The sequence below is a fragment of the Amycolatopsis sp. AA4 genome (genome assembly GCF_002796545.1).
GTDB lineage: Bacteria > Actinomycetota > Actinomycetes > Mycobacteriales > Pseudonocardiaceae > Amycolatopsis.
Map to the genome: position 1 here is coordinate 5,341,653 of NZ_CP024894.1, position 23,882 is coordinate 5,365,534.

General features: G+C 71.7%; 18 protein-coding genes. 5 read left to right on the top strand and 13 right to left on the bottom strand.

What is annotated here, in order from left to right:
• From CU254_RS24725 to CU254_RS24755, 7 genes are all read right to left on the bottom strand, one after another.
• Nucleotides 1–846 (bottom strand): PspA/IM30 family protein, encoded by an 846-nt coding sequence (locus CU254_RS24725; RefSeq protein WP_009080418.1) that lies wholly within the window; start codon nucleotides 844–846, stop codon nucleotides 1–3.
• A gap of 253 nt (nucleotides 847–1,099) precedes the next feature.
• Nucleotides 1,100–1,549 carry a helix-turn-helix domain-containing protein gene (locus tag CU254_RS24730; protein WP_009080420.1) on the bottom strand — a complete coding sequence of 150 codons (450 nt, stop codon included), beginning with the start codon at nucleotides 1,547–1,549 and terminating at the stop codon, nucleotides 1,100–1,102.
• 100 nt (nucleotides 1,550–1,649) lie between these two features.
• Nucleotides 1,650–2,114, bottom strand: a complete 465-nt coding sequence (locus CU254_RS24735; RefSeq protein ID WP_037714700.1) for a CinA family protein — start codon at nucleotides 2,112–2,114, stop codon at nucleotides 1,650–1,652.
• Entirely contained in the window at nucleotides 2,114–2,761 is a 648-nt protein-coding gene (gene pgsA / locus CU254_RS24740) for a CDP-diacylglycerol--glycerol-3-phosphate 3-phosphatidyltransferase (RefSeq protein WP_037714702.1), read from the bottom strand. The genes CU254_RS24735 and pgsA overlap by 1 nt, the downstream gene beginning before the upstream one ends.
• The gene (gene rimO / locus CU254_RS24745; protein ID WP_037717883.1) at nucleotides 2,758–4,206 is read right to left on the bottom strand and encodes a 30S ribosomal protein S12 methylthiotransferase RimO; all 1,449 of its coding nucleotides are present in this window, start codon (nucleotides 4,204–4,206) and stop codon (nucleotides 2,758–2,760) included. The genes pgsA and rimO overlap by 4 nt, the downstream gene beginning before the upstream one ends.
• A gap of 157 nt (nucleotides 4,207–4,363) precedes the next feature.
• Nucleotides 4,364–8,566: an AAA family ATPase gene (locus CU254_RS24750; RefSeq protein WP_100266866.1), complete on the bottom strand. Its 4,203-nt coding sequence runs from the start codon at nucleotides 8,564–8,566 to the stop codon at nucleotides 4,364–4,366.
• Nucleotides 8,567–8,685: 119 nt separating this feature from the next.
• A complete protein-coding gene (locus CU254_RS24755; RefSeq protein WP_100266867.1) occupies nucleotides 8,686–10,734 on the bottom strand; it encodes an acyltransferase family protein in 2,049 nt (682 codons plus the stop codon).
• Nucleotides 10,735–10,844: 110 nt separating this feature from the next.
• Between CU254_RS24755 and CU254_RS24760 the strand changes: the two genes are divergently transcribed.
• Nucleotides 10,845–11,411 carry an amino-acid N-acetyltransferase gene (locus tag CU254_RS24760; protein WP_050788266.1) on the top strand — a complete coding sequence of 189 codons (567 nt, stop codon included), beginning with the start codon at nucleotides 10,845–10,847 and terminating at the stop codon, nucleotides 11,409–11,411.
• A gap of 6 nt (nucleotides 11,412–11,417) precedes the next feature.
• Here CU254_RS24760 and CU254_RS24765 read toward each other — a convergent pair whose 3' ends face one another.
• The gene (locus CU254_RS24765; protein WP_199785976.1) at nucleotides 11,418–11,825 is read right to left on the bottom strand and encodes a hypothetical protein; all 408 of its coding nucleotides are present in this window, start codon (nucleotides 11,823–11,825) and stop codon (nucleotides 11,418–11,420) included.
• A 44-nt stretch (nucleotides 11,826–11,869) separates the two neighbouring features.
• Complete coding sequence (locus tag CU254_RS24770; RefSeq protein ID WP_050788267.1) at nucleotides 11,870–14,413, bottom strand: DNA translocase FtsK; 2,544 nt, start codon at nucleotides 14,411–14,413, stop codon at nucleotides 11,870–11,872.
• A gap of 127 nt (nucleotides 14,414–14,540) precedes the next feature.
• Between CU254_RS24770 and CU254_RS24775 the strand changes: the two genes are divergently transcribed.
• The 4 genes from CU254_RS24775 (at nucleotide 14,541) to CU254_RS24790 (ending at nucleotide 17,843) form a co-directional block, all read left to right on the top strand.
• Entirely contained in the window at nucleotides 14,541–15,191 is a 651-nt protein-coding gene (locus CU254_RS24775; RefSeq protein ID WP_009080434.1) for a hypothetical protein, read from the top strand.
• Nucleotides 15,192–15,281: 90 nt separating this feature from the next.
• Complete coding sequence (locus CU254_RS24780) at nucleotides 15,282–16,091, top strand: 1-acyl-sn-glycerol-3-phosphate acyltransferase (RefSeq protein ID WP_037714704.1); 810 nt, start codon at nucleotides 15,282–15,284, stop codon at nucleotides 16,089–16,091.
• Between the two features lie 47 nt (nucleotides 16,092–16,138).
• Complete coding sequence (wrbA, locus tag CU254_RS24785) at nucleotides 16,139–16,792, top strand: NAD(P)H:quinone oxidoreductase (protein ID WP_009080437.1); 654 nt, start codon at nucleotides 16,139–16,141, stop codon at nucleotides 16,790–16,792.
• A gap of 106 nt (nucleotides 16,793–16,898) precedes the next feature.
• Nucleotides 16,899–17,843 carry a DMT family transporter gene (locus CU254_RS24790; protein WP_037714706.1) on the top strand — a complete coding sequence of 315 codons (945 nt, stop codon included), beginning with the start codon at nucleotides 16,899–16,901 and terminating at the stop codon, nucleotides 17,841–17,843.
• A gap of 234 nt (nucleotides 17,844–18,077) precedes the next feature.
• On the opposite strand, the gene CU254_RS24795 is transcribed toward CU254_RS24790, so the two are convergent.
• From CU254_RS24795 to CU254_RS24810, 4 genes are all read right to left on the bottom strand, one after another.
• Nucleotides 18,078–19,775 carry a ribonuclease J gene (locus CU254_RS24795; RefSeq protein WP_037355716.1) on the bottom strand — a complete coding sequence of 566 codons (1,698 nt, stop codon included), beginning with the start codon at nucleotides 19,773–19,775 and terminating at the stop codon, nucleotides 18,078–18,080.
• Entirely contained in the window at nucleotides 19,772–20,785 is a 1,014-nt protein-coding gene (dapA, locus tag CU254_RS24800; protein WP_050788268.1) for a 4-hydroxy-tetrahydrodipicolinate synthase, read from the bottom strand. Before dapA ends, CU254_RS24795 begins: the two co-directional genes overlap by 4 nt.
• 112 nt (nucleotides 20,786–20,897) lie before the next feature.
• Nucleotides 20,898–22,409 (bottom strand): serine/threonine-protein kinase, encoded by a 1,512-nt coding sequence (locus tag CU254_RS24805; protein WP_037714710.1) that lies wholly within the window; start codon nucleotides 22,407–22,409, stop codon nucleotides 20,898–20,900.
• A gap of 96 nt (nucleotides 22,410–22,505) precedes the next feature.
• A complete protein-coding gene (locus CU254_RS24810) occupies nucleotides 22,506–23,747 on the bottom strand; it encodes an Nramp family divalent metal transporter (RefSeq protein ID WP_050788269.1) in 1,242 nt (413 codons plus the stop codon).
• Between the last annotated feature and the right edge of the window lie 135 nt (nucleotides 23,748–23,882).

Below are 23,882 nucleotides of genomic sequence, written 5' to 3' on the forward strand. Positions count from 1 at the left end.
TCAGGCCGGGTTCTTGCCCTGTTCCGCCTGGACGCGGGCCTGGATCTCCCGCTGGATGTCGCCCGACGCGGCCGGCTTGGCCGCCGCCGCGCCCGCGCCGCCGTCGGTGACCTGGGCGACCGAATCGCCGCGCATCGACGCGCGGATCTGCTCGAGCCGCGAGTGGCCCGCCATCTGGGTGGCCGACTCCTGGACCTCCATCATGCGGCCCTGCACCGAGTTCTGCGCCAGTTCCGCCGAGCCCAGCGCGGTGGTGTAGCGCTTCTCGATCTTGTCCCGGACCTCTTCCAGCGACGGCGTGTTGCCCGGCGCGGCCAGCTGGCTCATCTGGTTCAGCGACGCGGAGACCTGCTCCTGCATCTTCGCCTGCTCCAGCTGCGACAGCAGCTTCGTGCGCTCGGCCAGCTTCTGCTGCAGCATCGTCGCGTTGCGCTCGACGGCCTGCTTCGCCTGCGTGGCCGCCTGCAGCGACTGGTCGTGCAGCGTCTTGAGGTCTTCGATGCTCTGCTCGGCGGTGACCAGCTGCGCGGCGAAGCTCTCCGCCGCGGTCTCGAACTGCGCCGCCTTCGCCTCGTCGCCCTTGCCGCGCGCCTCGTCGGCGAGCACCAGCGCCTGGCGCGTCGAGGCCTGCAGCTTCTCGACCTCGCCGAGCTGGCGGTTGAGCTTCATCTCCAGCTGCCGCTGGTTGCCGATCACGGAGGCGGCCTGCTGCGTCAGCGCCTGGTGGTTGCGCTGCGCCTCCTCGATGGCCTGCTGGATCTGTACCTTCGGGTCGGCGTGCTCGTCGATCTTCGACGAGAACGCCGCCATCATGTACTTCCAGAACTTCACGAACGGGTTGGCCATCTCCTCCGCCTGCCTTCTTGCGTCCCACGGGCCCTGATTGCTTCGGGGCGGGGCGTCGCTCCCCTAGTCGCACAACGTACCGACCCCGGCGTTGGGTTCCATCGTGTCAGGTCGGCCTCCGCCGTTCCAGGCGACCCCGGGGGAATTCAGGGTCAGCCCTGACCGGCGCCCGGACCCGTCCCCGGGGCCGTCCCCGCGCACGCCGACGGCCCCGGGGAGATCCCCGGGGCCGGGCAGCGAAACAGCGCCGGCGTTACGCCGCGATCGTGGACGCGAGCTTCGGCGCGCCGATCGTGGTCCGCAACGTCGTGTTCATCCGCGGCGCGGGCTGGAGCCGCAGGTCGGAGAGGTCGTCGCCGATCAGCTCCGACACCAGGCGGCCGCCTTCGAACCCGGCCTCGCCGCGGTCGGGCACCGTCTGGTTCGCCGCGGTCTCCACCTCTTCGACCGGCGCGACCTCGACCTTGTCGAGGGCCGACACGTCGGCGGCGACCTTGTGCAGCAGCTCGCCGAGCGGCAGCTCCAGCGCCTCGCAAATGGACGCCAGCAGCTCGCTGGAAGCTTCCTTCTGGCCGCGCTCGACCTCGGACAGGTAGCCGAGGCTCACCCGGGCGGCGCGGGAGATGTCACGCAGCGTCCGACGCTGGTTGGTGCGGGCATGACGGAGCCGATCACCGATCGCCTCGCGCAACAGCACGGTCATCACGCGCCTCCCTTCCCGAACTGGTGCCTCCTACGTTACCCAGAGCGGTACCCCGAGTGCAGGACTTGACACGTACGTACGCCAAGGGCGAACGCCGTTTTCAGTCTAGTTGTTCCCCGAGCAGCGCGAACGCGGCTCGCACCGAGGCGGTCCGGATCGTGTCCCGGTCGCCGGTTTCGGCCAGCTCACGCACCGTGTCCACGCCCGGTCCGCTGAGCCCGACGTACACCGTTCCCGGGGCCGCGCCGTCCTGCGGATCCGGCCCGGCGACGCCGGTCAGGCCGAGCCCCCATGTCGCGCCGCACCGCTCCCGCGCGCCCCTGGCCAGCTGCGCGGCGACCTCCGGGTGCACCGCGCCGTGTTCGGCCAGCACCTGTTCGTCGACCCCGGCGAGCACGGCCTTCAGCTCTGTGGCGTAGACCACCAAACCGCCGCGCAGCACCGCGCTCGCGCCCGGCACCTGGGCGAGCGTGGCGCAGACGAGACCGGCCGTGAGCGACTCCGCCGCGGCCACGGTTTCCCCCCGGCGGGTGAGGGTCGCGACCAGATCGCGCGCTTCGGTCATCACGCGCCCATCGCGCGTCGCCCGGCCGCGCGCAGCCGGACCGCGCGGATCAGGTAATCGACGCCGGTGACCACGGTCAGCGCCACCGCGACGCCCATCAGCGCCCAGCGCACCGGGTCCGCTCCGGACGGCAGCGGCAGCAGGTAGGTGACGATCGCGATGATCTGCGCCATCGTCTTCGCCTTGCCGCCGCGGCTGGCCGGGATCACGCCGTGCCGGATCACCCAGAACCGCAGCAGCGTCACGCCGATCTCGCGCACCGCGATCACGATCGTGACCCACCAGGACAGCTCCCCCAGCGCGCTGAGCCCGATCAGCGCGGCGCCGATGAGCGCCTTGTCCGCGATCGGGTCGGCGATCTTGCCGAAGTCGGTGATGAGCCCGTAGCGGCGGGCGACCCACCCGTCGACCTGGTCGGTCGCGGACGCGACGGCGAACAGCCCGGTGGCGATCGCGCGCCAGGTCGTGTCCTCGCCGTGGCCGGTGAACAGCGCGACGACGAACAGCGGGACCAGGACGAGCCGCGAGATGGTGAGCAGGTTCGCCAGGTTCAGCGTCGGGACCTCGGTCGGCTCGGGCAGCCGGTCCCCGCCCTCGGACGCGGCGCGGGGCACGCCCTCGCCCGCCCCGCTGGGCGCGGCACTCACCGGCCGGCGTCCGGCGCCGGGCGGACGACCAGGTCGACGCCGGCCGAGTCGACGACCTCGCAGCGGACGATCTCGCCCACCGCGAGCGGCTTGGTGTTCTCGTCCTCGAGGATGACGCATTCGCCGTCGACCTCGGGGGCCTGGTGCGCGGCGCGGCCGACCGCGTCGTCGCCGTCCGCGCCGTCGTGCTCGACCAGGACGTCCACAAAGGTCCCGATCCGGTCCTCGGCGCGCTGCGCGGTCAGCTCCTCGACCAGCGCCGAAATGCGCGCGACGCGCTCGGCGACCTCGGCCGGGTCCAGCTTGCCGTCGAAGGTCTCGGCCTCGGTGCCGTCCTCGTCGGAGTAGCCGAACACGCCGACCGCGTCGAGCCGGGCCCCGGTGAGGAACCGCTCCAGCTCGGCCAGGTCGTCCTCGGTTTCGCCGGGGAAGCCGACGATCACGTTGGTGCGGATGCCCGCCTCGGGCGAGTACTCGCGGATCTGCTCGGTGAGCGCGAGGAACGAGTCGGTGGAGCCGAAGCGGCGCATCCGGCGCAGCACCTGCTCGCTGGAGTGCTGGAAGGACAGGTCGAAGTAGTCCGCGACGCCCGGCGTGGTCGCGATCGCCTTGACCAGCTGCGGACGGGTTTCGGCGGGCTGCAGGTAGGACACGCGGACGCGCTCGATGCCGTCGATCCCGGCCAGCCGCGGCAGCAGCAGTTCGAGCGCGCGGGTGCCGTCGCGGCCGAAGTCCTTGCCGTACGACGTGGAGTTCTCGCTGACCAGGAACAGTTCCTTCGCGCCGTTCTCGGCGAGCCAGGCCGCCTCGGCGACGATCTCGTCCGGCTGGCGGGACACGAACGACCCGCGGAACGACGGGATCGCGCAGAACGAGCAGCGGCGGTCGCAGCCGGAGGCGATCTTCAGCGCGGCGACCGGGGAATCGTCGAGCCGCGTGCGCAGGACGCGCGGGCCCCAGCCGTGCTGCGCGTGCCCGGGAACCTCGACCTCGGTCGCGGCGGCGGGCCGCTGCACCGGGCTGATCGGCAGCAGCTTGCGCCGGTCCGACGGGGTGTGCGCGGCGATCGTGCGGCCGGCGACCACGTCGTCCAGCCGCGCGGACAGGTCGGCGTAGTGGTCGAAGCCGAGCACCGCGTCGGCCTCGGGCAGGCTGTCGGCGAGTTCGTTGCCGTAGCGCTCGGCCATGCAGCCGACCGCGACGACCTTGCGGCCGGTGTCGGCGGCGGCGAGCAGCGTGTCGACCGAGTCCTTTTTGGCCGATTCGACGAACCCGCACGTGTTGACCACGACGACGTCGGAGTCCTCCGGTTCGGCGGCCAGTTCCCAGCCGCCCGCGGCCAGCCGGCCCGCCAGCTCCTCGGAATCGACCTCGTTGCGGGCGCAGCCCAAGGTCACGAGGGAGACACGGCGGGCGCGAGCGGAATCAGCGGCTGGAGAAGGCACGACGTTCAGGGTAGCCGTCGCGTGCGGACCGCTCCGCGACGGCGTCGCCCAGTGCGGTGACACGGTCGCCTCCGGCGCGGCTCCGGTCGGGACCGGCACCGGGGTTTGCCGTCCGTGAAGGGCTCCTTGAGGGAATCTGATTCCCTCAAGGAGCCCTTCACGGACCTTCGGACACATCGGGGACCGTCAGCAGCGTCAGCTCCGCGTCGTCCAGCGCCTCCAGGTCGACGTCGGGTCCGGCCAGGCGCATCGCCTGCGCCCGGATCGCGCGTTCGAGCAGGCCGCGGGCCGAACGGCCGTTGGCGAAACCCGTTCCGCGGTCGAGGCCGGCCATGAACCCGGGCAGCGCTTCGGCGAGCGCGGCGTCGAGCCGGTAGCCCTGTTTGCGCGCCATCGCGGTGAAAATCGCGGCCAGCTGGTCGTTGTCGTAGTCGGCGAAATGCACTGTCGCGCCGAAGCGGGACCGCAGGCCCGCGTTGGCGTCGAGGAAACGGTCCATGTCCGCCGGGTAGCCCGCCGCGATCACGATCAGGTCCTCGCGGTGGTTTTCCATCTGCACCAGCAATTCGGCGATCGCCTCGGCCCCGAAGTCGGCGCCGTTCGAGTAGTTCTGGACCAGGTTGTACGCCTCGTCGATGAACAGCAGCCCGCCGATCGCGCGCTCGCACATCTCGCGGGTTTTCGGCGCGGTCTGGCCGATGTACTCCCCGACCAGGTCCGGCCGCGCGACCTCGACCAGGTGCCCGGACGGCAGCACGCCCAGCTCGCGGTAGAGCTGCCCCATCAGGCGCGCGACGGTCGTCTTCGCCGTGCCCGGGTTGCCGGTGAACACCAGGTGCCTGCTGCGCGCCCCGACCGGCAGCCCGGCCTTGCGGCGGCGCGCGTCCAGCCGCGTTTCCGCGACCAGCGCGCGGACCTGCGCCTTGACCTCGTCCAGGCCGATCATGCCGTCGAGTTCGGCCAGCAGGTCGTCCAGACCGCGGCGCGGCCCGGCGTCGTCGCTGACCGCGACCCCGGCCTCGCCCGGCAGGTCGGCGGCCACGAGGACGGCCAGCTGGTCCGGCGGCGTGTCCGGGGCGGCGGCGAGCCGGCGGGACTGGCCGCTGATCGCGGCTTCCAGCAGTCCGCGCGCGGAGCGGCCGTTCGCGAACCCGCGGCCGCGCGGGATGCGCCGGATCGCCTCGGGCAGTGCCGCGAGCAGGTCCGCGGACAGCTCGTAGCCCTGGCTCTTCGCCATCACGGCGAAAATCCCGGCGAGTTCCTCGTTGGAGTAGTCCGGGAATTCGATCCGGCCGGAGAACCGCGACCGCAGGCCCGGGTTGGACTCGAGGAACTCGTCCATCTGCTTGGGGTAGCCCGCGACGAAGACCACCAGGTCGTCGCGGTGGTTCTCCATCTGCACCAGCAGTTCGGTGACGGCTTCCTTGCCGTAGTCGTCGTTGTCGTCGCGCACGAGGTTGTACGCCTCGTCGATGAACAGCACGCCGCCCGCGGCCCGTTCGCACACCTCGCGGGTCTTCGGCGCGGTCTGGCCGCTGAACTCGGCGACGAGATCGCCGCGGCCGACTTCGACGAGGTGCCCGGACGGCAGCACGCCGAGTTCGCGGTAGATCTGCCCGACCAGCCGCGACACGGTCGTCTTCGCCGTGCCCGGATTGCCGGTGAACAGCAGGTGGCGGCTGCGGACGGCGACCTTCATGCCCGCTTCGCGCCGCCGCGCGTCGACGGCCATCTCGTCCACCATGGACCGCACGCGCTGCTTGACCGAGTCGAGCCCGATCATCGCGTCCAGCTCGGCCAGCAGTTCGGGGAGGCTGCGCCGCGGCCCGGAGTCGTCCACCGCGCCGACTCCCGATTCGCCCGGCCCCGGCAGGTCGGCGGCCACCAGCGTGACCAGGTCGGCGCCGCCGTCGGTGGTCAGCCGGGTGGACTGCTTGCCGATCGCCGCTTCCAGCAGCACGCGCGCGGACCGGCCGTTCGCGAACCCGCGGCCGCGCGGGATCCGCCGGACCGCCTCGGGCAGCGCCGCGAGCAGGTCCGCGGACAGCTCGTAGCCCTGGCCCTTGGCCATCGCGCGGAAGATCTGGGCCAGCTCTTCGTTGGAGTAGTCCGGGAATTCGATGGATCCGGCGAACCGCGAGCGCAGGCCGGAGTTGGACTCCAGGAAGGCGTCCATCTCCTTGGGGTAGCCGGCCGCGAAGACCACCAGGTCCTCGCGGTGGTTTTCCATCTGCACCAGCAGTTCCGCGACCGCTTCCCGGCCGAAGTCGTCGTCCTTGTCGTTCACGAGGTTGTAGGCCTCGTCGAGGAACAGCACGCCGCCGACGGCCCGCTGGACGGCCGCACGGGTCTTCAGCGAGGTCTGGCCGACGTACTCGCCGACCAGGTCGGTGCGGGTCACCTCGACGACGTGGCCCTTGGGCAGCGCGCCGAGCGCCCGGTAGATCTTGCCGAGCAGCCGGGCGACGGTCGTCTTCGCCGTGCCCGGGTTGCCGGTCAGCAGCAGGTGGCGGCTGCGCACCGCGACCTTCATGCCCGCTTCCCGGCGCCGCGCGTCGATCGTCATCTCCGACGTCAGCGAGCGGACCCGCTCCTTGACCGCGGCGAGGCCGATCATCCCGTCGAGTTCGGCGAGCAGCTCCTCGATCGAGGCCCCGCCGCGCTGTCCCGCCGCTTCGACGAGCGGCTCGATGTCCGCGTGGCCGATCTCGATCCGGGTGCCCGGCAGCGCGCCCCGGCTGATCGCCTGCCGCGAGGCCGCGTCCAGCAGCGCCTCCACGGTGCGGGCGCTGGGCTCCTTGGCCAGCGCGGCGAGGCGGTCGCGCACGTCGGCAGGCAGGCCGAACGAGCGTTCCCGGGCGAGGACGTCGAGCAGCGCGGCCGCTTCGGCCGGCCGGTCGAACCGGGGCATCCGGTACTGCAGCATGTTCTGCACCAGGTCCGGGGCCTCGGTGCTGAGCTGGTCGAGCACCTTTTCGCTGCCGTCCAAGACGATCAGGCGGCAGCTGTCCTGGTCGCGCGCGTACCTGCGCAGCAGGCGGATCGTGCCCGCGACGTCCTTCTCGAAGAGTGCGTCGACCCGCTCGGCGAGCATGAGCGCGGAGCCGCCGCCCTCGATCTCGTTGATCGTCGCGGGCACCGAACGCTCGACCGAGTCGTCGCCGTACTCGGCGATCAGCGCGGCGCAGTCGAAGAACTCGGCGTTGTCGAAGCCGACCTCGGCCTCGGTGAGCGACGCCTTCAGCGCGCGGGTGAACCGGCGCTGGCCGGTGTTCGCCTCCCCCACCAGCAGGATGAACGGGTTCGGCTGCTTGGTGCCCGCGGTCATCCGGGCCGCCTCGCGCTTCTCCCATTCGGCGTAGGCCTGCTGCCACTCCTCGTAGGCCTTTTCGTAGCGGGCCTGCTCCTTGCGCTGCCACATGCGGTTGCCCGCGGCGAGCAGGTCGAGCGTGACCGACCGGCTGTGCCGCGCCATGTCGCCGAGCACGTTGTTGCCGGACCCGTCCGAACCCGGCCGTTCCGGTTCGACCGGCGGCGGTTCGCCGGGGCCGTTCGCGGTGCCGTGCCGGGTGGCGTCCGCCCACGCGACCACGCGGGTGGCGCGCGCGACGAAGTCGGCCATCGATTCGGCCCCGGCGACGAACATCCCGGTCTGGCCCAGGCTCTCCACCCGGATCTGCGGCGGATTGGGCGCCGGGGCGCTCGCCGGGACCGACGGCGGGGCGACCGGCAGCGGTCCCGAAGCCGCGGGGGCGGGGGCCGGGACCTGCCCGGACCACGGACCGCCTTGCGGCGCGGGCGGATAGCCGGGCTGCGGCGGGCGGTAGCCCTGCGGAGGCGAGGGCGGGCCGCCGAAGCCGCCCGGATTCCCTTGCGGCGCGGGCGGACCGCCGAAGCCGCCGGGGTTGCCCTGCGGTCCCGGATAACCGCCCGGTGCCCCCTGCGGCGCGGGAGGACCGGCGTAGCCGCCGGGATTTCCTTGCGGCGCGGGCGGTCCCGCGTAGCCGCCGGGAGCGCCCTGCGGTCCGGGGAATCCGCCCGGGTTGCTCTGCGGACCGGGGTACGGCGGCCGGGGCGCCCCGCCGGGGTAGCCGGGATACTGCTGCGGCGCGCCGTAACCCGGTGCGGGCAGGCCGGGCGCCGGAGTGCCGGGCGGGGGCACGGGACGGGCGGCGCCGCGGTAGCCGGGATCCGCGGGCGGCTGCGTGAACTGCCAGTTCCCGTCCGGCAGCCTCCGCTGCCACGCCTGGCCGGGGACGAGCAGCCAGCCGACGCCGTCCGGTCCGGTCAGCGCGGCCGTCCGGCCCGCCGCCGCCTCGGACTGTGCGGCCTGGAATGCGTCCCACCCTGCGCGCGTCAAAAAGACCAGCTCCCCCTCAGGTGCCCGTGCGGCGGACCCGCCGCCGCCCCATTGTGCCCAACCCGGGACGCTCCGCGACGGCTAGTCGCCGAACTTGTCCGTTCGCCTCCCGCGCGCGGTCACCACTGGAGTGCTTGTTTGAGCTGTTTGACCGCGATCGGCGCGAGTGTCGTGTTGAAGGTCGCGGACGGGTGGTTGTCGTCCATGTAGACCAGCACGTTCCCGACGACCCCGCGACAGCGCTTCTCGTCGCAGTAGTAGTCGGTGAAGTCCAGGAACGACACGTTGCCCGGCACGTTCTCGACCTGCTCCCACGACGGCGTCGCGGCGATCGCGGCGGGCCGCGGCACCGAGCACGACGGGTCGGTCGGGCTCTTCTGCGCGACGCAGCTGGCCATGTTGAAGGCGTAGCGCGGGTTGTCGCGCACGGCCACCACCGGGATGCCCGCTCCGTCCAAAGTGGACCAGACGTCGACGAAGCCCTTCGGCGTGGTCTCGTGCGGTCCGGGCTTGGAGTTGACCGTGCCGAGCATGACGACCGCGTCCGGGCGCGAGTCGAGCAGTTCGTCGGTGACGGCCTTGTTCCAGTCGATGCAGTTCCGGTCGCCCGGCATCAGCTCGGAGCCGGACGAGTACGGGCACGCGCCCTTCAGCATGGTCGAGACCTCCCAGCCGTCGGAGACGACCGCGGGCTGGAAGGCGGCGAGGAACTGCTGGATGTGCGAGTCCCCGACCAGCACGACCCGCTTGGTCGGCGGGCCCTCGGGAGACTCCGTGCAGATCTGCAGTTCCTTGTTGCGCGGCGACATCGAGCACTGGTCCGGGCGGGTGCGGGCCCAGTCGTCGGCGAGCTTGACCGTGGGCGGCACGATCGACGGCGACGGCGAGCCGCGGTAGACGAAGCCCTGCGCGTGCGCGACCGCGCCCGGGTGGTCCGGGTCGCCGATGGCGATCTCGTAGTTCGCCCGCGCGCTGCTCACGCCCTGCCAGACGCCGCTCGCGACGAGCACCGGAGCCAGCGCGAGCACGCCGAACCGGTAGGCGCCCCAGTGTTTCGCGGTGCCGATGTTCGACCGCCGGACCGGGTTCTCGATCAGGTGGTAGGTCAGGATCGAGAGCAGGAAGGACACGCCGACCACGAAGGTTCCGCCGAGCAGGCCGACCGCGACCCGGTCCCGGACGATCAGGTAGAACACCAGCACCGGCCAGTGCCACAGGTACAGCGAGAAGCTGAGGTTGCCGACGTAGCCGAGGAATTTCGAGCTGAGCCAGCGGTCCGCGCCGAGCACGCTGCCGGTCTGCCCGGCGACCAGGACCAGACCCGCCGATACCGTCGGCCACAGCGCGATCCAGCCCGGGAACACGCTGTCGACGTCGAGCAGCACGCCGCACAGCACGAGCCCGGCGACGCCGACCCAGCCGAGCACGATGCGCAGCAGCCGCGGCAGCGTCACCTGGTCGAGGAACATCGCCATCAGGCCGCCGAGCGCGAATTCCCACACCCGGGTGAGGCCGTGGAAGTAGGCCAGCGGCTGGTCGGCCGCGGTGAGGTACACCGAGTACGCGAGCGAGGCGGCGAACAGGACGAGCAGCAGCAGGTTGACCGTGCCGCGCAGCGACCAGCCGAGCCGGCGCACGAGCAGGCCGAGGCCGACGAACAGCAGCGGCCACAGCACGTAGAACTGGCCCTGGATGGACAGCGACCAGAAGTGCTGCACCAGGCTCGCGCTGTTGTGCTGGGCGAAGTAGTCGACCGAATCGGCCGCGAGCTGCCAGTTCTCGTAGAACAGCGCGGACGCGACGACCTCGCGGATGGTCTGGAACCAGCGGTCCTGAGGCAGCAGCAGCTGCGACACGACCACGACGGTGAGCAGCACGGTCATCGCGGCCGGGAAGAGCCGCTTGATCATCCGGCCCCAGGTGGCGCGCAGCTCGATCCGGCCGCGCAGCAGCGCCCGGTAGAGCTGGCCGGTGATCAGGAACCCGGAGACGAGGAAGAACACGTCGACGCCGCCGGAGATGCGGTCGAACCACACGTGGTAGACGACGACCAGCACCGAGGCCAGCGCCCGCACGCCCTGCAGCTCCGGGCGGAACCGGGCTTGCGCGCCCGGTCCGGCGGGAGGTTTGCCGGAGCGTTCCGGGGCGACCACCGTGGTGCCGGACATGCAGGTTCCTCCCGAGGGCCGGTAGCCGGCCGGGGGCCGCCGACTACTGGTCATGTGCGCCCACTAGCTATACGTGACGGCCCGCGCGGTCACACATCCGGGGTCCCCCGATGGAGCCGCTCGGCGCCGCCGGTCCTCGCGGTGGTTATCTTGACCTGGTGCCCGACTCCCGCCCTCCGTCCGTCCGCCGCGCGCGGATCGCCGACGTCCGCAAGATCAAGGCCCTCGTCGATTCCGACGCGGGCCGCGTGCTCCTCGAGAAGGATCTGGTCACGCTCTACGAGGCGGTGCAGGAGTTCTGGGTCGCGACCGACGAGCAGAACGGCACCGACGACGTGCTGGGCGCGGCCGCGCTGCACGTGCTGTGGGAGGACATCGGCGAACTGCGCACCGTGGTGGTCGACAAAGCGGCGCGCGGCCGCGGGATCGGCCGCGCGCTCGTCGGCAGGCTCGTCGAGGAAGCCCGCGAGCTGGGGCTGAAACGGCTGTTCGTGCTGACGTTCGAGACGTCGTTCTTCGCCGGGCACGGGTTCGTCGAGATCGACGGGGCCCCGGTGTCGCACGAGGTGTACGAGGAGATGCGGCGCTCGCTCGACCCCGGCGTGGCGGAGTTCCTCGACCTGCCCTACGTCAAGCCGAACACCCTCGGGAACTCCCGGATGCTGCTGGAGTTCTGAGCGCCCTCAGGAGAACCGGACGAGGATGTGCTGCCCCGACCCGTCCACCGCGGCGAGCTTCACCGTCGTCCCGGCGAAGGTCGTCGTGTCGGGGCCCTGGCGGCCGGTGTGCAGCTGGACGGTCGTGTGCTCGCCGCGGCCCGGTTCGGTCAGGACCAGGGCCACGACCGCCTCCCCCGCCACGAAACACTGCCGGCCCGGACGGCAGCGCGAATCCGAGACCAGCTGGCGGTAGCGCACGGTCAGGTCCCGGCCCGCGACCTGCACCTCCTGGCCGGGCGTGAGCGCGACGTTGCCGCCCGGTTCGGCGGCCGGCGGACGCGACGGTGTCTGCGCCACGGCGGCCGGGCCGCCCGCGCACCCGGCCAGCGCGGCGGCCGTCCCGATACCCAGTGCGAGCTTTTTGAGGTCCATGCGCACTGGACGGGCCGGACGCGCCGCCGGGTTGCACGCGCGGCTCAGAAGTCCTCGTCCTCGCCGCCGGCGGGCGCGCCGCCCGCGTCGGAGCCGCCGCGGATCATGAACAGCACCGACTCCAGCTCCTCCGGCTTGATCAGCACGTCGCGGGCCTTCGAGCCCTCCGACGGGCCGACCACGCCGCGGCTTTCCAGCAGGTCCATCAGCCGTCCGGCCTTGGCGAAGCCGACGCGGAGCTTGCGCTGCAGCATCGAGGTGGAGCCGAACTGCGACGTGACGATCAGCTCGGCGGCCTGCAGCAGGACGTCGAGGTCGTCGCCGATGTCCGGGTCGATCTCCTTCTTCTCGCCCGCCTTCGCGCTGGTGACGCCCTCGTTGTAGTCCGGCTGCGCCTGTTCCTTGGCGAAGTTGACGACCGCGGCGATCTCCTCGTCGCCGACGAACGCGCCCTGGATGCGGACCGGTTTCCCGGCGCCCATCGGCAGGTAGAGCGCGTCGCCCATGCCGATCAGCTTCTCCGCGCCCGGCTGGTCGAGGATGACCCGCGAGTCGGTGAGCGACGACGTGGCGAACGCGAGCCGCGACGGCACGTTCGTCTTGATCAGGCCGGTGACGACGTCGACCGAGGGCCGCTGGGTGGCCAGCACCAGGTGGATGCCCGCGGCGCGGGCCTTCTGGGTGATCCGGACGATCGCGTCCTCGACGTCGCGCGGGGCGGTCATCATCAGGTCGGCCAGCTCGTCGACGATCGCCATGATGTACGGGTACGGCTGGTACTCGCGTTCGCTGCCCGGCGGCGCGGTGATGTCGCCGGAGCGGACCTTGGCGTTGAAGTCGTCGATGTGCCGGACCCGGTTGGCCTGCATGTCCTGGTAGCGCTGCTCCATCTCCTCCACGAGCCAGGCCAGCGCGGCGGCGGCCTTCTTCGGCTGCGTGATGATGGGCGTGATCAGGTGCGGGATGCCCTCGTACGGCGTCAGCTCGACCATCTTCGGGTCGATCAGGATCATCCGGCATTCGGCGGGCGTCGAACGGGCCAGCAGCGACACCAGCATCGAGTTCACGAAGCTCGACTTGCCGGAACCGGTGGAACCGGCCACCAGCAAGTGCGGCATCTTCGTCAGGTTCGCGGTGACGAACTCGCCCTCGATGTCCTTGCCGAGCCCGATCAGCATCGGGTGGTTGTCCTTGACCGTGGACGGCGCGCGCAGCACGTCGCCGAGGCGCACCATCTCGCGGTCGGAGTTCGGCACCTCGATGCCGACCGCGGACTTGCCCGGGATCGGCGCGAGCAGGCGGACGTTGTCGGTGGCCACCGCGTAGGCGATGTTCTTGGTCAGCGCGGTGATCTTCTCGACCTTCACGCCCGGGCCGAGCTCGACCTCGTACCGGGTGACCGTCGGGCCGCGGGTGAAGCCGGTGACCTGCGCGTCGACGTTGAACTGGTCGAGGACGCCGGTGATCGCCTCGATCATCTGGTCGTTGGCCTTGCTGCGGGACTTCGGCGCGTCGCCGAGCTTCAGCAGGTCCGGCGGCGGGAGCGCGTAGTCGCCCTCGACGGTGCGGGTGACCGACAGCGCGGGTTCCGGCGCCTTCTTCGGCTTCTTCTCCGGCACCTCGGCGGGCGGCGCGACCGGCTTCGGCGGCCGGATCGGCGTGGCCGGTTCGGCGAGCGCGGCGTCGAGGTCGAGCTGCTCGCCGTCCTTGTCGGCGCTGGCCTGGCGGCGGCGCGACGGCTTCCGCAGCCGGACGGACTTCGGGTCGGCCTCGGGCTCCGGTTCGGGCTCCTCGCCGTGCTGGCCGGCCTCGTATTCGGCCAGCTCGTGCTCGTCGAGGCCCCAGGTGCGCAGGCGGTGCGGGATGTCGCGCACCGGCGTGCCGGTGAACACGAGCACGCCGAACAGCAGCGCGAGGATCAGCAGCGGCACCGCGACCCACGTGGTGACGCCCTTGGTCAGCAGCCCGCCGGAGAACGCGCCGAGGATGCCGCCGGCGTACATCCGGCCGTCGTTGGTGTCCGGGAGCGCGGTGAAGATGTGCAGCATCCCGAGCACGGACAGCACGACCAGCAGCGTGCCGATCACCATCCGCGGCCGGGTCTCCGGCTGAGGTTCGGACCGCATCAGCGCGACCGCGACCACGAGCAGCACCAGCGGCAGCGTCACCGCTCCCGCGCCGAGCACCGTCCGCGTCGCGATCTCGACCCCCGCGCCGATCGGCCCGGCGGCCCGCCACCAGACGCCGACCGCGGCGACGATGGCCAGCGCGATCAGCCCGAGAGCGAGCCCGTCGCGCCGGTGTTCGGCCTCGAGTTCCCGCGTGCGCCCGACGGTCCGGGCCAGCGAGCCGACGCCCTTGGCGACGAGGTTCCAGGTGCTGCGCACGCCGCGTCCGAACGCCCCGGAACTCTTGCGGCTTGCCGGACGCCGAGCCGGGGTGCTCCGGGGCCGGGAGCTGCTCCGCCCCCTGGTCGAGCCGCCTTTCGACCTGCTCGACGCCCCCCTCGCCGGGGTACGCGAACTACGCGCCGGTGCCTTCCCGCCGCTACCCGCCGTGCTCCGCTTTCTCGTCGCCGACCCAGCCATGCCTCCACGGTAACGGGCGGGGACCGATAGTCACATGTGCCACTCGCAGCGCAGCCGAAACAATCTCCCCAGATCACAGTGGATCTTGTGGAAGCATCGGTGCTGACCCCTTTCGGAAGGCCTTTTCATGCCGAGCCCTGCCGAGATCGTGCGCGCGCTCGCCGAACGGACCGCTTTCGCCGCGCCGCCTCGGGGTACCGGGCGGTACCGCTACCTGCGCACTTCCGGGTGGGCCAGGCACACCGCCCGGACCACCGACGGGCGGGTCCTGTCGGCGAGCACCCGGTTTTTCGCCCGCGAGGACTGGATCGCCGCCGACGGGTCGGGTCGCCTGCTGGTGACCCAAGGCGAGGCGGTGGTGCGGCCGAGCGGCTACTTCCCGCCGGGCGGATTGCTGGGCGACTTCGTGGACGCGTCCGATCTGGCGTCGGCGACTGCTGCGCTGCGTCGGCGGGTCAGTCCTTCTCGGGCGGGCAAGGCTTTCAGCTCTGTTTGGCTGACGCAGGTGGTGCCGCCTGACTTGCAGCGGTTGTTGTTGCGGTGGCTGGCGGAGCATCCTGGGTTGGTTGTGGAGGACGCGGATTTGCCGGGGGTTGTGGTGAGTGTCCCGGATGCCGCGTGGCTGCGGAGGCGGTTGCTGGTGTTCGATTCGCGGACCGGGATGTTGCTGGAGACCCGGGACGTCGAGGAGGGCGGGGCCACGGTGTCTGGGTGTACTCGGTGGTTGGAGGCGGGGTACACGGATTCGACCGAGTCGCGACCGGCTGAGGCTTCCTGACCAGCGACAACCGGTCCGGGCCCCACGATCGGCCCCGTCCCGCCCGAACCGCGTTGTCCCAGGTGGTCTCGATCGTGAAATGCTCTGCTCATGTTCGCGCTCCAACAGGACGAGGTTCCGCGCCGTGCCCCCGCGATCTGGCGGACGATGCTCAACCTCGACCGAGGGCTGGTGAATCTCGTCGGGCGGCTCACGGTCACCGGGTCGGTGCCGCGGGAGCTTCGGGGCAAGCCGTTGCTCATGGCGGCCAACCACATCGGCGTGTTCGACGCCTTCGTGCTCATGGCGGCGTGCAAGCGGATCGGCATCAATCCCCGGTTCATGCTCGCCGGCGGGATTCTCGACGCTCCGGTGATCGGCCCGGCGCTCAAGGTCAGCGGGCATCTGCGCGTGGACCGGGCCAAGGCGGCGACCGCGATCGGGCAGTTCGCCGAAGCCGCGGAGGCGTTGCGGACCACGCGCGAGCCGATCGTCGTGTATCCGGAGGGGCGGATCAGCCACGACCCGGGATTGTGGCCGGAGCGCGGCAAGACGGGAGCGGCCCGGCTCGCGCTCGCGGCGGGCGTGCCGGTGATCCCGATCAGCCAGTGGGGCGCGCACGAGGCGGTCTACTGGGGCACGGAGACCGTGAACGGGCCCGCGGATCTGCTGCCGTTGGCCAAATCCGGGTTGAGCGCCCCGTTGCGGCGGCCGCGGTTCAAGGTGCATTTCGGGACTCCGGTGGACCTGTCCGACGTCGAGCCCGAGCGGCCGGGCGCGGGCGTCCGCGCGCACGCCAAGATCATGCAGGCCATCACCGACGGCCTGATTCCGTTGCGCCGCCACGAACCCATCCGTCCGCGCTTCTACGACCCGACCCGGCCGACCGACACCGTCAGTCCCTGGAAGCCGCAGCGCTGAGTCCGGATCGTGGGACACCTCGCTGAGCCCGGCTAGGGTCGCGTGGTGTGAGCACCCGCATTCTGGTCGTCTACTACAGCGCCACCGGCAACACCGCCGCCCTCGCCGGCGCGCTCGCCGAGGGGGCGGGCGAAGCCGGCGCGGAGGTCCGCGTCCGCACCGTGGCCGAGACCGCGCCGCCGGAGGCGATCGCGAGCAATCGGCGGTGGCAGGCCTGGGTCGATTCCGGGCCGCACCACGAACTGGCCGCGCTGGCCGATCTCGAGTGGGCGGACGGGCTCGCGTTCGGCAGCCCCACCCGGTTCGGCGGCCCCGCCGCGCAGCTCAAGTCCTTTGTGGACACCACGGGCGGCCTGTGGGCGCAAGGGAAACTGGCCGACAAGGTGGCGACGTCGTTCACGTCGGCGTCCACCGCGCACGGCGGCCTCGAAGCAACCGTGCTGGCCATCAACAACATCTTCTACCACTGGGGCGCGATCGTCCTCCCCCTCGGCTACGCGGATCCGCACCTGCTGGAGTCCGGCAACCCGTACGGCGGCTCGTTCGTCTCGCGGAAGTCCGCGGCGCCGGACGGCACGGCGCTGCAGGCGCTGCGGATTCAGGGACGCCGGCTGGCAACGATCACGACGCACGTCGCGACGGGCCTGACTGTGCCGATCATTACTAATCCGACCACAGCCACGGCCGAATGGCTTTCGTAGCAACGGTTACGTGCCGCGGTCGGGGTCGGCCTGCTTTTGGTCGGATTGGCAAAACCGGGGAATAACTCAGTTTCGTTCGGTCGTCCCGCTCCGTAGTGTCGCGCGCGTGACCACCGAACTCCCTGTCCTGGAACCACCCCGGGTGATCCGCCGGGGCCGCGGCCTCTCGCTCGTCCTGCTCGCCGCCGTCTTCTTCAGCACGTCCGGCACGCTCGCGAAACCGGTCATGGGCGCGGGGATGACGCCGGAACAGGTGGCGGTGCTGCGGATCGGGATCGCGGGAGTGCTGCTGCTGGTCGGCACCGCGCTCTTCGCGCCGCGCACGCTGCGCGTCCGGCGCGGGGAATGGCCGATGCTGCTCGCGTACGGCGCGCTCGGCGTGGCCGGGACGCAGCTGCTGTATTTCATTGCCGCGGAACGGATCCCGGTCGGCATCGCGATCCTGCTGGAGTTCCTGTCGCCGGTGCTGATCGCGTTGTGGGTGCGCGTGGTGCGGAAGAAGCGGCTGCCGCGCATGCTGTGGTTCGGGATGGCGGTCGCGCTGATCGGGCTCGCGCTGGTCGCGCAGGTCTGGCAGGGGCTGCGGCTCGACGCGGCCGGGCTGCTGGCCGGGATCGGCGCGGCGCTCTGTTCGGCCGGGTACTTCCTGCTCGGCGAACGCGCGGTCGCCGATCGCGAACCGCTCGGGCTGGTCACCTGGGGCATGGTGATCGGCGGGGTGCTCGTGAGCGTCACCGCGCCGCCGTGGACGCTTCCGCTGGGGATGGCTGGCCAGACCGTTCCTTTCGGACCGTGGACCCCGCCGCTGTGGCTGCTGCTGCTCGGTCTCGTGGTGCTGTCGACGGCGATCCCTTACGTCGCGGGGATCTCTGCGCTGCGCCACCTGCCCGCCTCGGTGGCGAGCGTCGTGGGACTGCTCGAACCCGTCACGGCGGCGGCGTTCGCCTGGGCGCTGCTCGGCGAGGCGCTCGCCTGGCCGCAAGCCGTCGGCGCCGCCCTGCTGCTCGGCGGCGCTTACCTGGTCCAACGACAGACCGCCGAGGTCGCCTGACTCCCTCTCCGGGCGGAACCGGGAACCAACCGAGAGCGGGATGTGTCCTATCCGCGAAAACGCCACACTGGACGGGACCGCACGAGAACACCTGGGGGATCGCATGAACAACCGACCGAGCCGGGCCGAACAGCGCAGAGCGCGCAACGCGCTCGCCCGCCAGGCAGCGATCGTGATGGTCGCGTTGCTGCTGGCGGGCGCGCGCCGCTGAAGCAGAGCCGAATCAGCGCCGGATCAGACCGGGATGACCGTCGGCACGATCATCGGCCGCCTGCGGTAGGTGTCGGCGACCCACCGGCCGACGACCCGGCGCACCGCCTGCGCGATGCGGTGGGTGTCGGTGATGCCCTCGGCTTCCGTCCGCGCCAGCTCCATTTCCACGAGCGGCACGACGGCGTCGAGGGCCTTCGGGTCGTCGGAGAACCCGCGGCCGGAGATCGTCGGGCTGCTCACCGCGCGGCCGGTGTTCGAATCGACCGCCACGGTGATCGCGATGAAGCCGCCCTCGCCGAGCACGAGCCGGTCGGACAGGGTCGACTCGCCGACGTCGCCGACGGACAGCCCGTCCACGTACACGTGCCCGACCTCGACGCGGCCGGTGCGCGAGGCCTTGCCGTCGACCAGGTCCACGACCACGCCGTCCTCGGCGATCACCACGTTGTCCGGCGCGACGCCGGTGCGGATCGCGAGCTCCCCGTTGGCGCGCAAGTGCTTCCACTCGCCGTGCACCGGCATCACGTTGCTCGGCCGGACCGCGTTGTACAGGTACAGCAGCTCGCCCGCGGACGCGTGGCCGGACACGTGCACCTTCGCGTTGCCCTGGTGCACGACGTTCGCGCCGAGCCGGGTCAGCCCGTTCACGACGCCGAACACCGCGGTCTCGTTGCCCGGGATCATCGAGCTGGCCAGCACGACGGTGTCGCCCGCGCGGATCGAGATCTGCCGGTGCTCGCCGCGCGCCATCCGCGACAGCGCGGACAGCGGCTCGCCCTGCGAACCGGTCGACACGAACAGCACCTTGCTCTCCGGCAGGTTGCTCGCCTGGTCCAGGTCCACGAGCAGGCCTTCCGGCACGTTCAGCAGGCCCAGTTCGGCCGCGATGCCCATGTTCCGGACCATCGACCGGCCCACGAACGCCACGCGGCGGCCGTGCCGCACGGCGGCGTCCAGCACCTGCTGCACGCGGTGCACGTGGCTGGCGAAGCACGCCACGATCACGCGCTGGTCCACGCGCCGGATGACGTCGTCGAGCACCGGGCCGATGTCGCGCTCGGGCATGACGAACCCGGGCACCTCGGCGTTGGTCGAGTCCACGCAGAACAGGTCCACGCCCTCGTCGCCCAGGCGCGAGAAGCCCGCGAGGTCGGTGAGCCGCCCGTCGAGCGGCAGCTGGTCGAGCTTGATGTCGCCGGTGTGCAGCACGACGCCGGCCGGCGTGCGGATGGCGACCGCGAGCGCGTCCGGGATCGAGTGGTTGACGGCGAAGAACTCGAGGTCGAACGCGCCGACCTTGCGCTTCTCCCCCTCGCGCACCTCGATCAGCTTCGGCCGCTGGCGGTGCTCCTTGGCCTTGGCCGCGAGCAGCGCGTTGGTGAACCGCGAACCGTAGATCGGGACGTCCGGGCGCAGCCGGAGCAGGAACGGGACGGCGCCGATGTGGTCCTCGTGCCCGTGGGTGAGCACGAGGCCGTCGATGTCGTCGAGCCGGTCCTCGATCGCGCGGAAGTCCGGCAGGATCAGGTCGACGCCGGGCTGGTCGTCCTCGGGGAAGAGGACGCCGCAGTCGACGATCAGGAGCCTGCCGTCGTATTCGAAGACGGTCATGTTGCGCCCGACCTCGCCGATGCCGCCGAGCGCGACGACGCGCAGGGCTCCCTCGGGAAGGGCGGGCGGGAGGTGCGTCGGGCCTGGTCCGGCGGGAAGTGAGGTCACCGGGGCATTGTCCCAACGCTGGTGTGCGAGGTGGGGGCGGTGTAGGCCGCCTGCGAATCTGCTTGTGCCACCCGTGCACCATGCCAGTCCGAGGCCGCGCTGTCCTCCAGCGGCACGCCGCCCTGGGCGAGATCGGCCGCGATCTGCTCCAGCTGGTCGTCGAACGGGGCCACGATCGGCAGCCGCGGGTCGCCGATGTCGAACCCGCGCAGCCGCAGCGAGGCCTTGCTGAACGCGACGCCGCCGACGCGCGACATCGCGCGCAGCACCGGCAGCATGCCGCGGTGGTTCGTGCGCGCGGTGGACGTGTCGCCCGCCTCGTAGGCCTCGATCATCGCGCGGATCCGGCCCGCCACGACGTGCCCGATCACGCTGACCACGCCGACCGCGCCGACCGACAGCCACGGCAGGTTCAGGCCGTCGTCGCCGGAGTAGTAGGCGAGGTGGGTGTTCGCGATGACCTCGGACCCGGCGATCAGGTCGCCCTTGGCGTCCTTCACCGCGAGGATCCGCGGGTGCTCGGCCAGCCGCTGCAGCGTGTCGACCTCGATGGGCACGATCGAGCGCGGCGGGATGTCGTAGAGCATGACCGGCAGCTCGGTCGCGTCCGCGACCGTCGTGAAGTGCGCGTACAGCCCGGCCTGGCTCGGCCGCGAGTAGTAGGGCGTGACGACGAGCAGGCCGTGCGCGCCCGCTTCGGCGGCGGCGTGCGCCTGCTCGATGCTGTGCGCGGTGTTGTTGGTGCCCGCCCCCGCGACGACGGTCGCGCGGTCGCCGACCGCCTCGACGACGGCGCGGACCAGCGCGGCCTTCTCCTCGTCGGTGGTGGTCGGGCTCTCGCCGGTGGTGCCGTTGACGACGAGGCCGTCGTTGCCGAGGTCCACGAGGTACTCGGCCAGCTCCTGGGCCCGCTTCACGTCCAGCGCCCCGGCCCGGTCGAAGGGGGTCGCCATCGCGGTGAGCACGCGGCCGAACGGACGTCCGGGCGCGGCGGCAGGTGAGGTGGACATGGCCACGACGGTACCTCGTCAGGCCGCCGAACCCGGCCCCGACCTGGTGTGCCACCGGCAACTTCGGAGAATTTCCGCCGCCGCGGGCGTCGCGGAGGAACTTCTCGCGCGGCTACTTGACCTTGGCGGTGATCTGCGCCGGGATCTGGTCGTTGCTGGCGCGCGAAAGGACGCAGTAGACCTTGCGGTTCGGGCCGCTGCTGCTGTCGCTGTCCGGCTGCACCTGCCAGGCCTGCTGGGTCGGCACGATCGCCCGGTACGACAGCCCCGCGCGCTGCTGCTGCGGCACCACCGCAGAGTGGAACGACGCCGCGCAGCGCGCCTCGGCCGCCCGGCTGACGTCCTCCAGGCCGGGATACGGGGCGACGACCGCGTCGTCGTTGCTCCAGTTCTCCAGCGGCAGCGGGTCGGCCGTGTCGTAGACCTCGAGCGTGTGGTTCTTCTTGCAGTCGACGTTGTTGTCCGAGCTGATCACGACGCCCGGCTGGACGATCGCGTTGTAGCAGACGTCGTAGGAGGTGAACTTGGCTTTGAGGTAGCCGTCCGGACCGTAGGTGACGGTGTCGGCCTGCTGCTCGTCCTTCTTCGGCGACCACACCGGCTTGCCGAGGAAGAACCCGCCGGCCAGGGCGGCGATCACCAGCACCGCGACCGCGGCCGCCCACAGGCCGCGGCGGCTCTTGCGTTCCGGTTTCGCGGCCGTCCGGGTCGGCTGGCCGCCCACGCGGGTCTCCTGCCGCGGCATCGCCGCGGCGGCCGGACGTGGCGTCGGGCCGGTGGCGTTGGCGAGCTGCGCCCGCGCCTGCGCCGCGGTCAGCCGGGCTTCCGGGCTCGCCACCAGCAGGCCGAGGATGACCGCGCCGAGCGGGCCCTGCACGCGGGTCAGGTACGGCACCTCGGTCATGATCGCGTGCAGCGTGGCGGCCGTGGTGGGCCGTTCGAACGCGACGATGCCCTCGACCGCGAAGTACAGCGTCGCGCCGAGCGACCACAGGTCCGATTCCGGCATCGCCTCGCGGCCCTCGACCCGCTCCGGGGCCATGAACGCGGGCGAGCCGACGATCATCCCGCTCGTGGTGAGCCGCGGGTCGTCGATGGCGTGCGCGATGCCGAAGTCGGTGAGCTTCACCCGGCCGTCCGGCGCGACCATGATGTTGGCCGGTTTGACGTCGCGGTGCACGATCCCGGCGGCGTGCGCGGCCTGCAGCGCCGACAGCACCCGCTCCCCGATCATCGCGGCCTGCTGCTCGGGCATCGGGCCGTGCGCGCGGACGAGGTCGGCGAGCGTGGGCGCCTCGACCAGTTCCATCACGATCCAGGTGGTGCCCTGGTCGGTGACCACGTCGTACACCGTCACCACGGCCGGGTCGTTGAGCCGCCCGCCCGCGCGGACCTCGCGCAGGATCCGCTCGGAGAACACCGCGGCGCCCTCAGCTGTGTTTTCGGTGGACAGCCGCAGCTCCTTGATCGCGACCTGCCGCCCGATCACCTGGTCCTGCGCGCGCCACACGACGCCCATGCCGCCGCGGCCCAGTTCGCCGAGCAGCAGGTAGCGGCCGGCCACCACGCGGCCGGCGGGGGCGGCGCGGTTCGCGTCGTGCGGGCGGGTCTGTTCGTCGGTCACGGGGTCGGGCTCCTCGGTCGGCTTCGCGCAGATGCTAGTCGGACCGTCCGGCGGCCCCGCCGGTTCCGTCCCGTTGAGCGTCCTGTTTGGACCGCGTCAGCCGGTGAAGGTGAGCACGATCAGCACGACGTTGAGCAGGATGACCACCGCGGCAACGACGACCGCGAACACCGTGGTGGCCCGGCGGTTGACGTCCGCGCCCATGAGCCCGCGGTCGGAGGTGAGGCGGATCAGCGGCACGAGCGCGAACGGGATGCCGAACGACAGCACCACCTGCGAAACCACCAGCGCCGCGCTCGGATCGGCGCCCAGCGCCAGCACGACGATCGCCGGCGCGAGCGTGACGAGCCGGCGCACCACGATCGGAATCCTCTTGCGCAGCAAGCCTTGCATGATCATCGCGCCCGCATACGCGCCCACCGACGTCGACGCGAGCCCGGACGCGAGCAGCCCGATGGCGAACAGCAGCGCGACGCCCGGCCCGAGCGCGGCGGCGACCGCGCTGTGCGCGCCTTCGATGGTGTCGACGCCTTGCTGGCCTTGAAGATTCGTCGCGGCGACGAGCAGCATGCCGAGGTTCACCGCGCCGGCGAGCAGCATCGCGAACCCGACGTCGTACCGGGTCGCTCGCAGCAGGCGCCGGCGGCGCTCGGGTTCCGGTTTGCCGTGCCGGTCGCGGACCAGTCCGGAGTGGAGGTACACCGCGTGCGGCATCACTGTCGCGCCGAGCATCGCGGCCGCGATCAGCACGCTGTCGCCGCCGCTGAAGCGCGGGATCAGGCCGTTCGCGATCCCGGCGGCCGACGGCGATTCGACGAACAGGCTCGCCAGGAACCCGACCGCGATCACCACCAGCAGCCCGGTCACGACGCGTTCGAACGGCCGCTGCCCGCCGCGGTCCTGCACCGCGAGCAGCACCAGCGAAACGAACCCGGTGACGAGCCCGCCCGCGACCAGCGGGAGTCCGAAAAGGAGGTTGAGCGCGATCGCGCCGCCGACGACCTCGGCGAGGTCAGTGGCGACCGCGACGATCTCGGCCTGCGCCCAGTAGCCGAGCCTTCCTGCCGTGGAGAGCCGGTCGCGCAGCGCCTCGGGCAGCGACTGGCCGGTGACGAGACCGAGTTTCGCCGACAGGTACTGCACCAGCACGGCCATCAGGTTCGCCACGACAATGACCCAGACCAGCAGGTAGCCGTAGCGCGCGCCCGCGCTGACGTTCGCCGCGACGTTGCCCGGGTCGACGTACGCGATCGCGGCGACGAACGCGGGCCCGAGCAGCGCCCAGCCCGCCCGCAGCCGGGCCACGCCGCGCGGACGTGCCGCTTCCGCCACCGCCATGTGTGCCCACTCTCCGTTATCGGTTACCCCAACTCAAAGTTTAGGCAGGCCGAACTTTGCCGGGCAAGGGTGGGCTGCGCCACGCTGCCGACGGTCCGTGAAGGACTCCTTGAGGGAATCAGATTCCCTCAAGGA

Bases quoted from the DNA above. Each gene is read 5' to 3' on its own strand.
- CU254_RS24810 (WP_050788269.1), bottom strand. From the start codon at position 23,747: ATGGCGGTGGCGGAAGCGGCACGTCCGCGCGGCGTGGCCCGGCTGCGG.
- CU254_RS24760 (WP_050788266.1), top strand. From the start codon at position 10,845: ATGGAGCCGCTCGGCGCCGCCGGTCCTCGCGGTGGTTATCTTGACCTG.
- CU254_RS24770 (WP_050788267.1), bottom strand. From the start codon at position 14,413: ATGGCTGGGTCGGCGACGAGAAAGCGGAGCACGGCGGGTAGCGGCGGG.
- CU254_RS24725 (WP_009080418.1), bottom strand. From the start codon at position 846: ATGGCCAACCCGTTCGTGAAGTTCTGGAAGTACATGATGGCGGCGTTC.
- CU254_RS24765 (WP_199785976.1), bottom strand. From the start codon at position 11,825: ATGGACCTCAAAAAGCTCGCACTGGGTATCGGGACGGCCGCCGCGCTG.
- CU254_RS24780 (WP_037714704.1), top strand. From the start codon at position 15,282: ATGTTCGCGCTCCAACAGGACGAGGTTCCGCGCCGTGCCCCCGCGATC.
- CU254_RS24775 (WP_009080434.1), top strand. From the start codon at position 14,541: ATGCCGAGCCCTGCCGAGATCGTGCGCGCGCTCGCCGAACGGACCGCT.
- CU254_RS24755 (WP_100266867.1), bottom strand. From the start codon at position 10,734: ATGTCCGGCACCACGGTGGTCGCCCCGGAACGCTCCGGCAAACCTCCC.
- CU254_RS24730 (WP_009080420.1), bottom strand. From the start codon at position 1,549: ATGACCGTGCTGTTGCGCGAGGCGATCGGTGATCGGCTCCGTCATGCC.
- dapA (WP_050788268.1), bottom strand. From the start codon at position 20,785: ATGTCCACCTCACCTGCCGCCGCGCCCGGACGTCCGTTCGGCCGCGTG.
- CU254_RS24735 (WP_037714700.1), bottom strand. From the start codon at position 2,114: ATGACCGAAGCGCGCGATCTGGTCGCGACCCTCACCCGCCGGGGGGAA.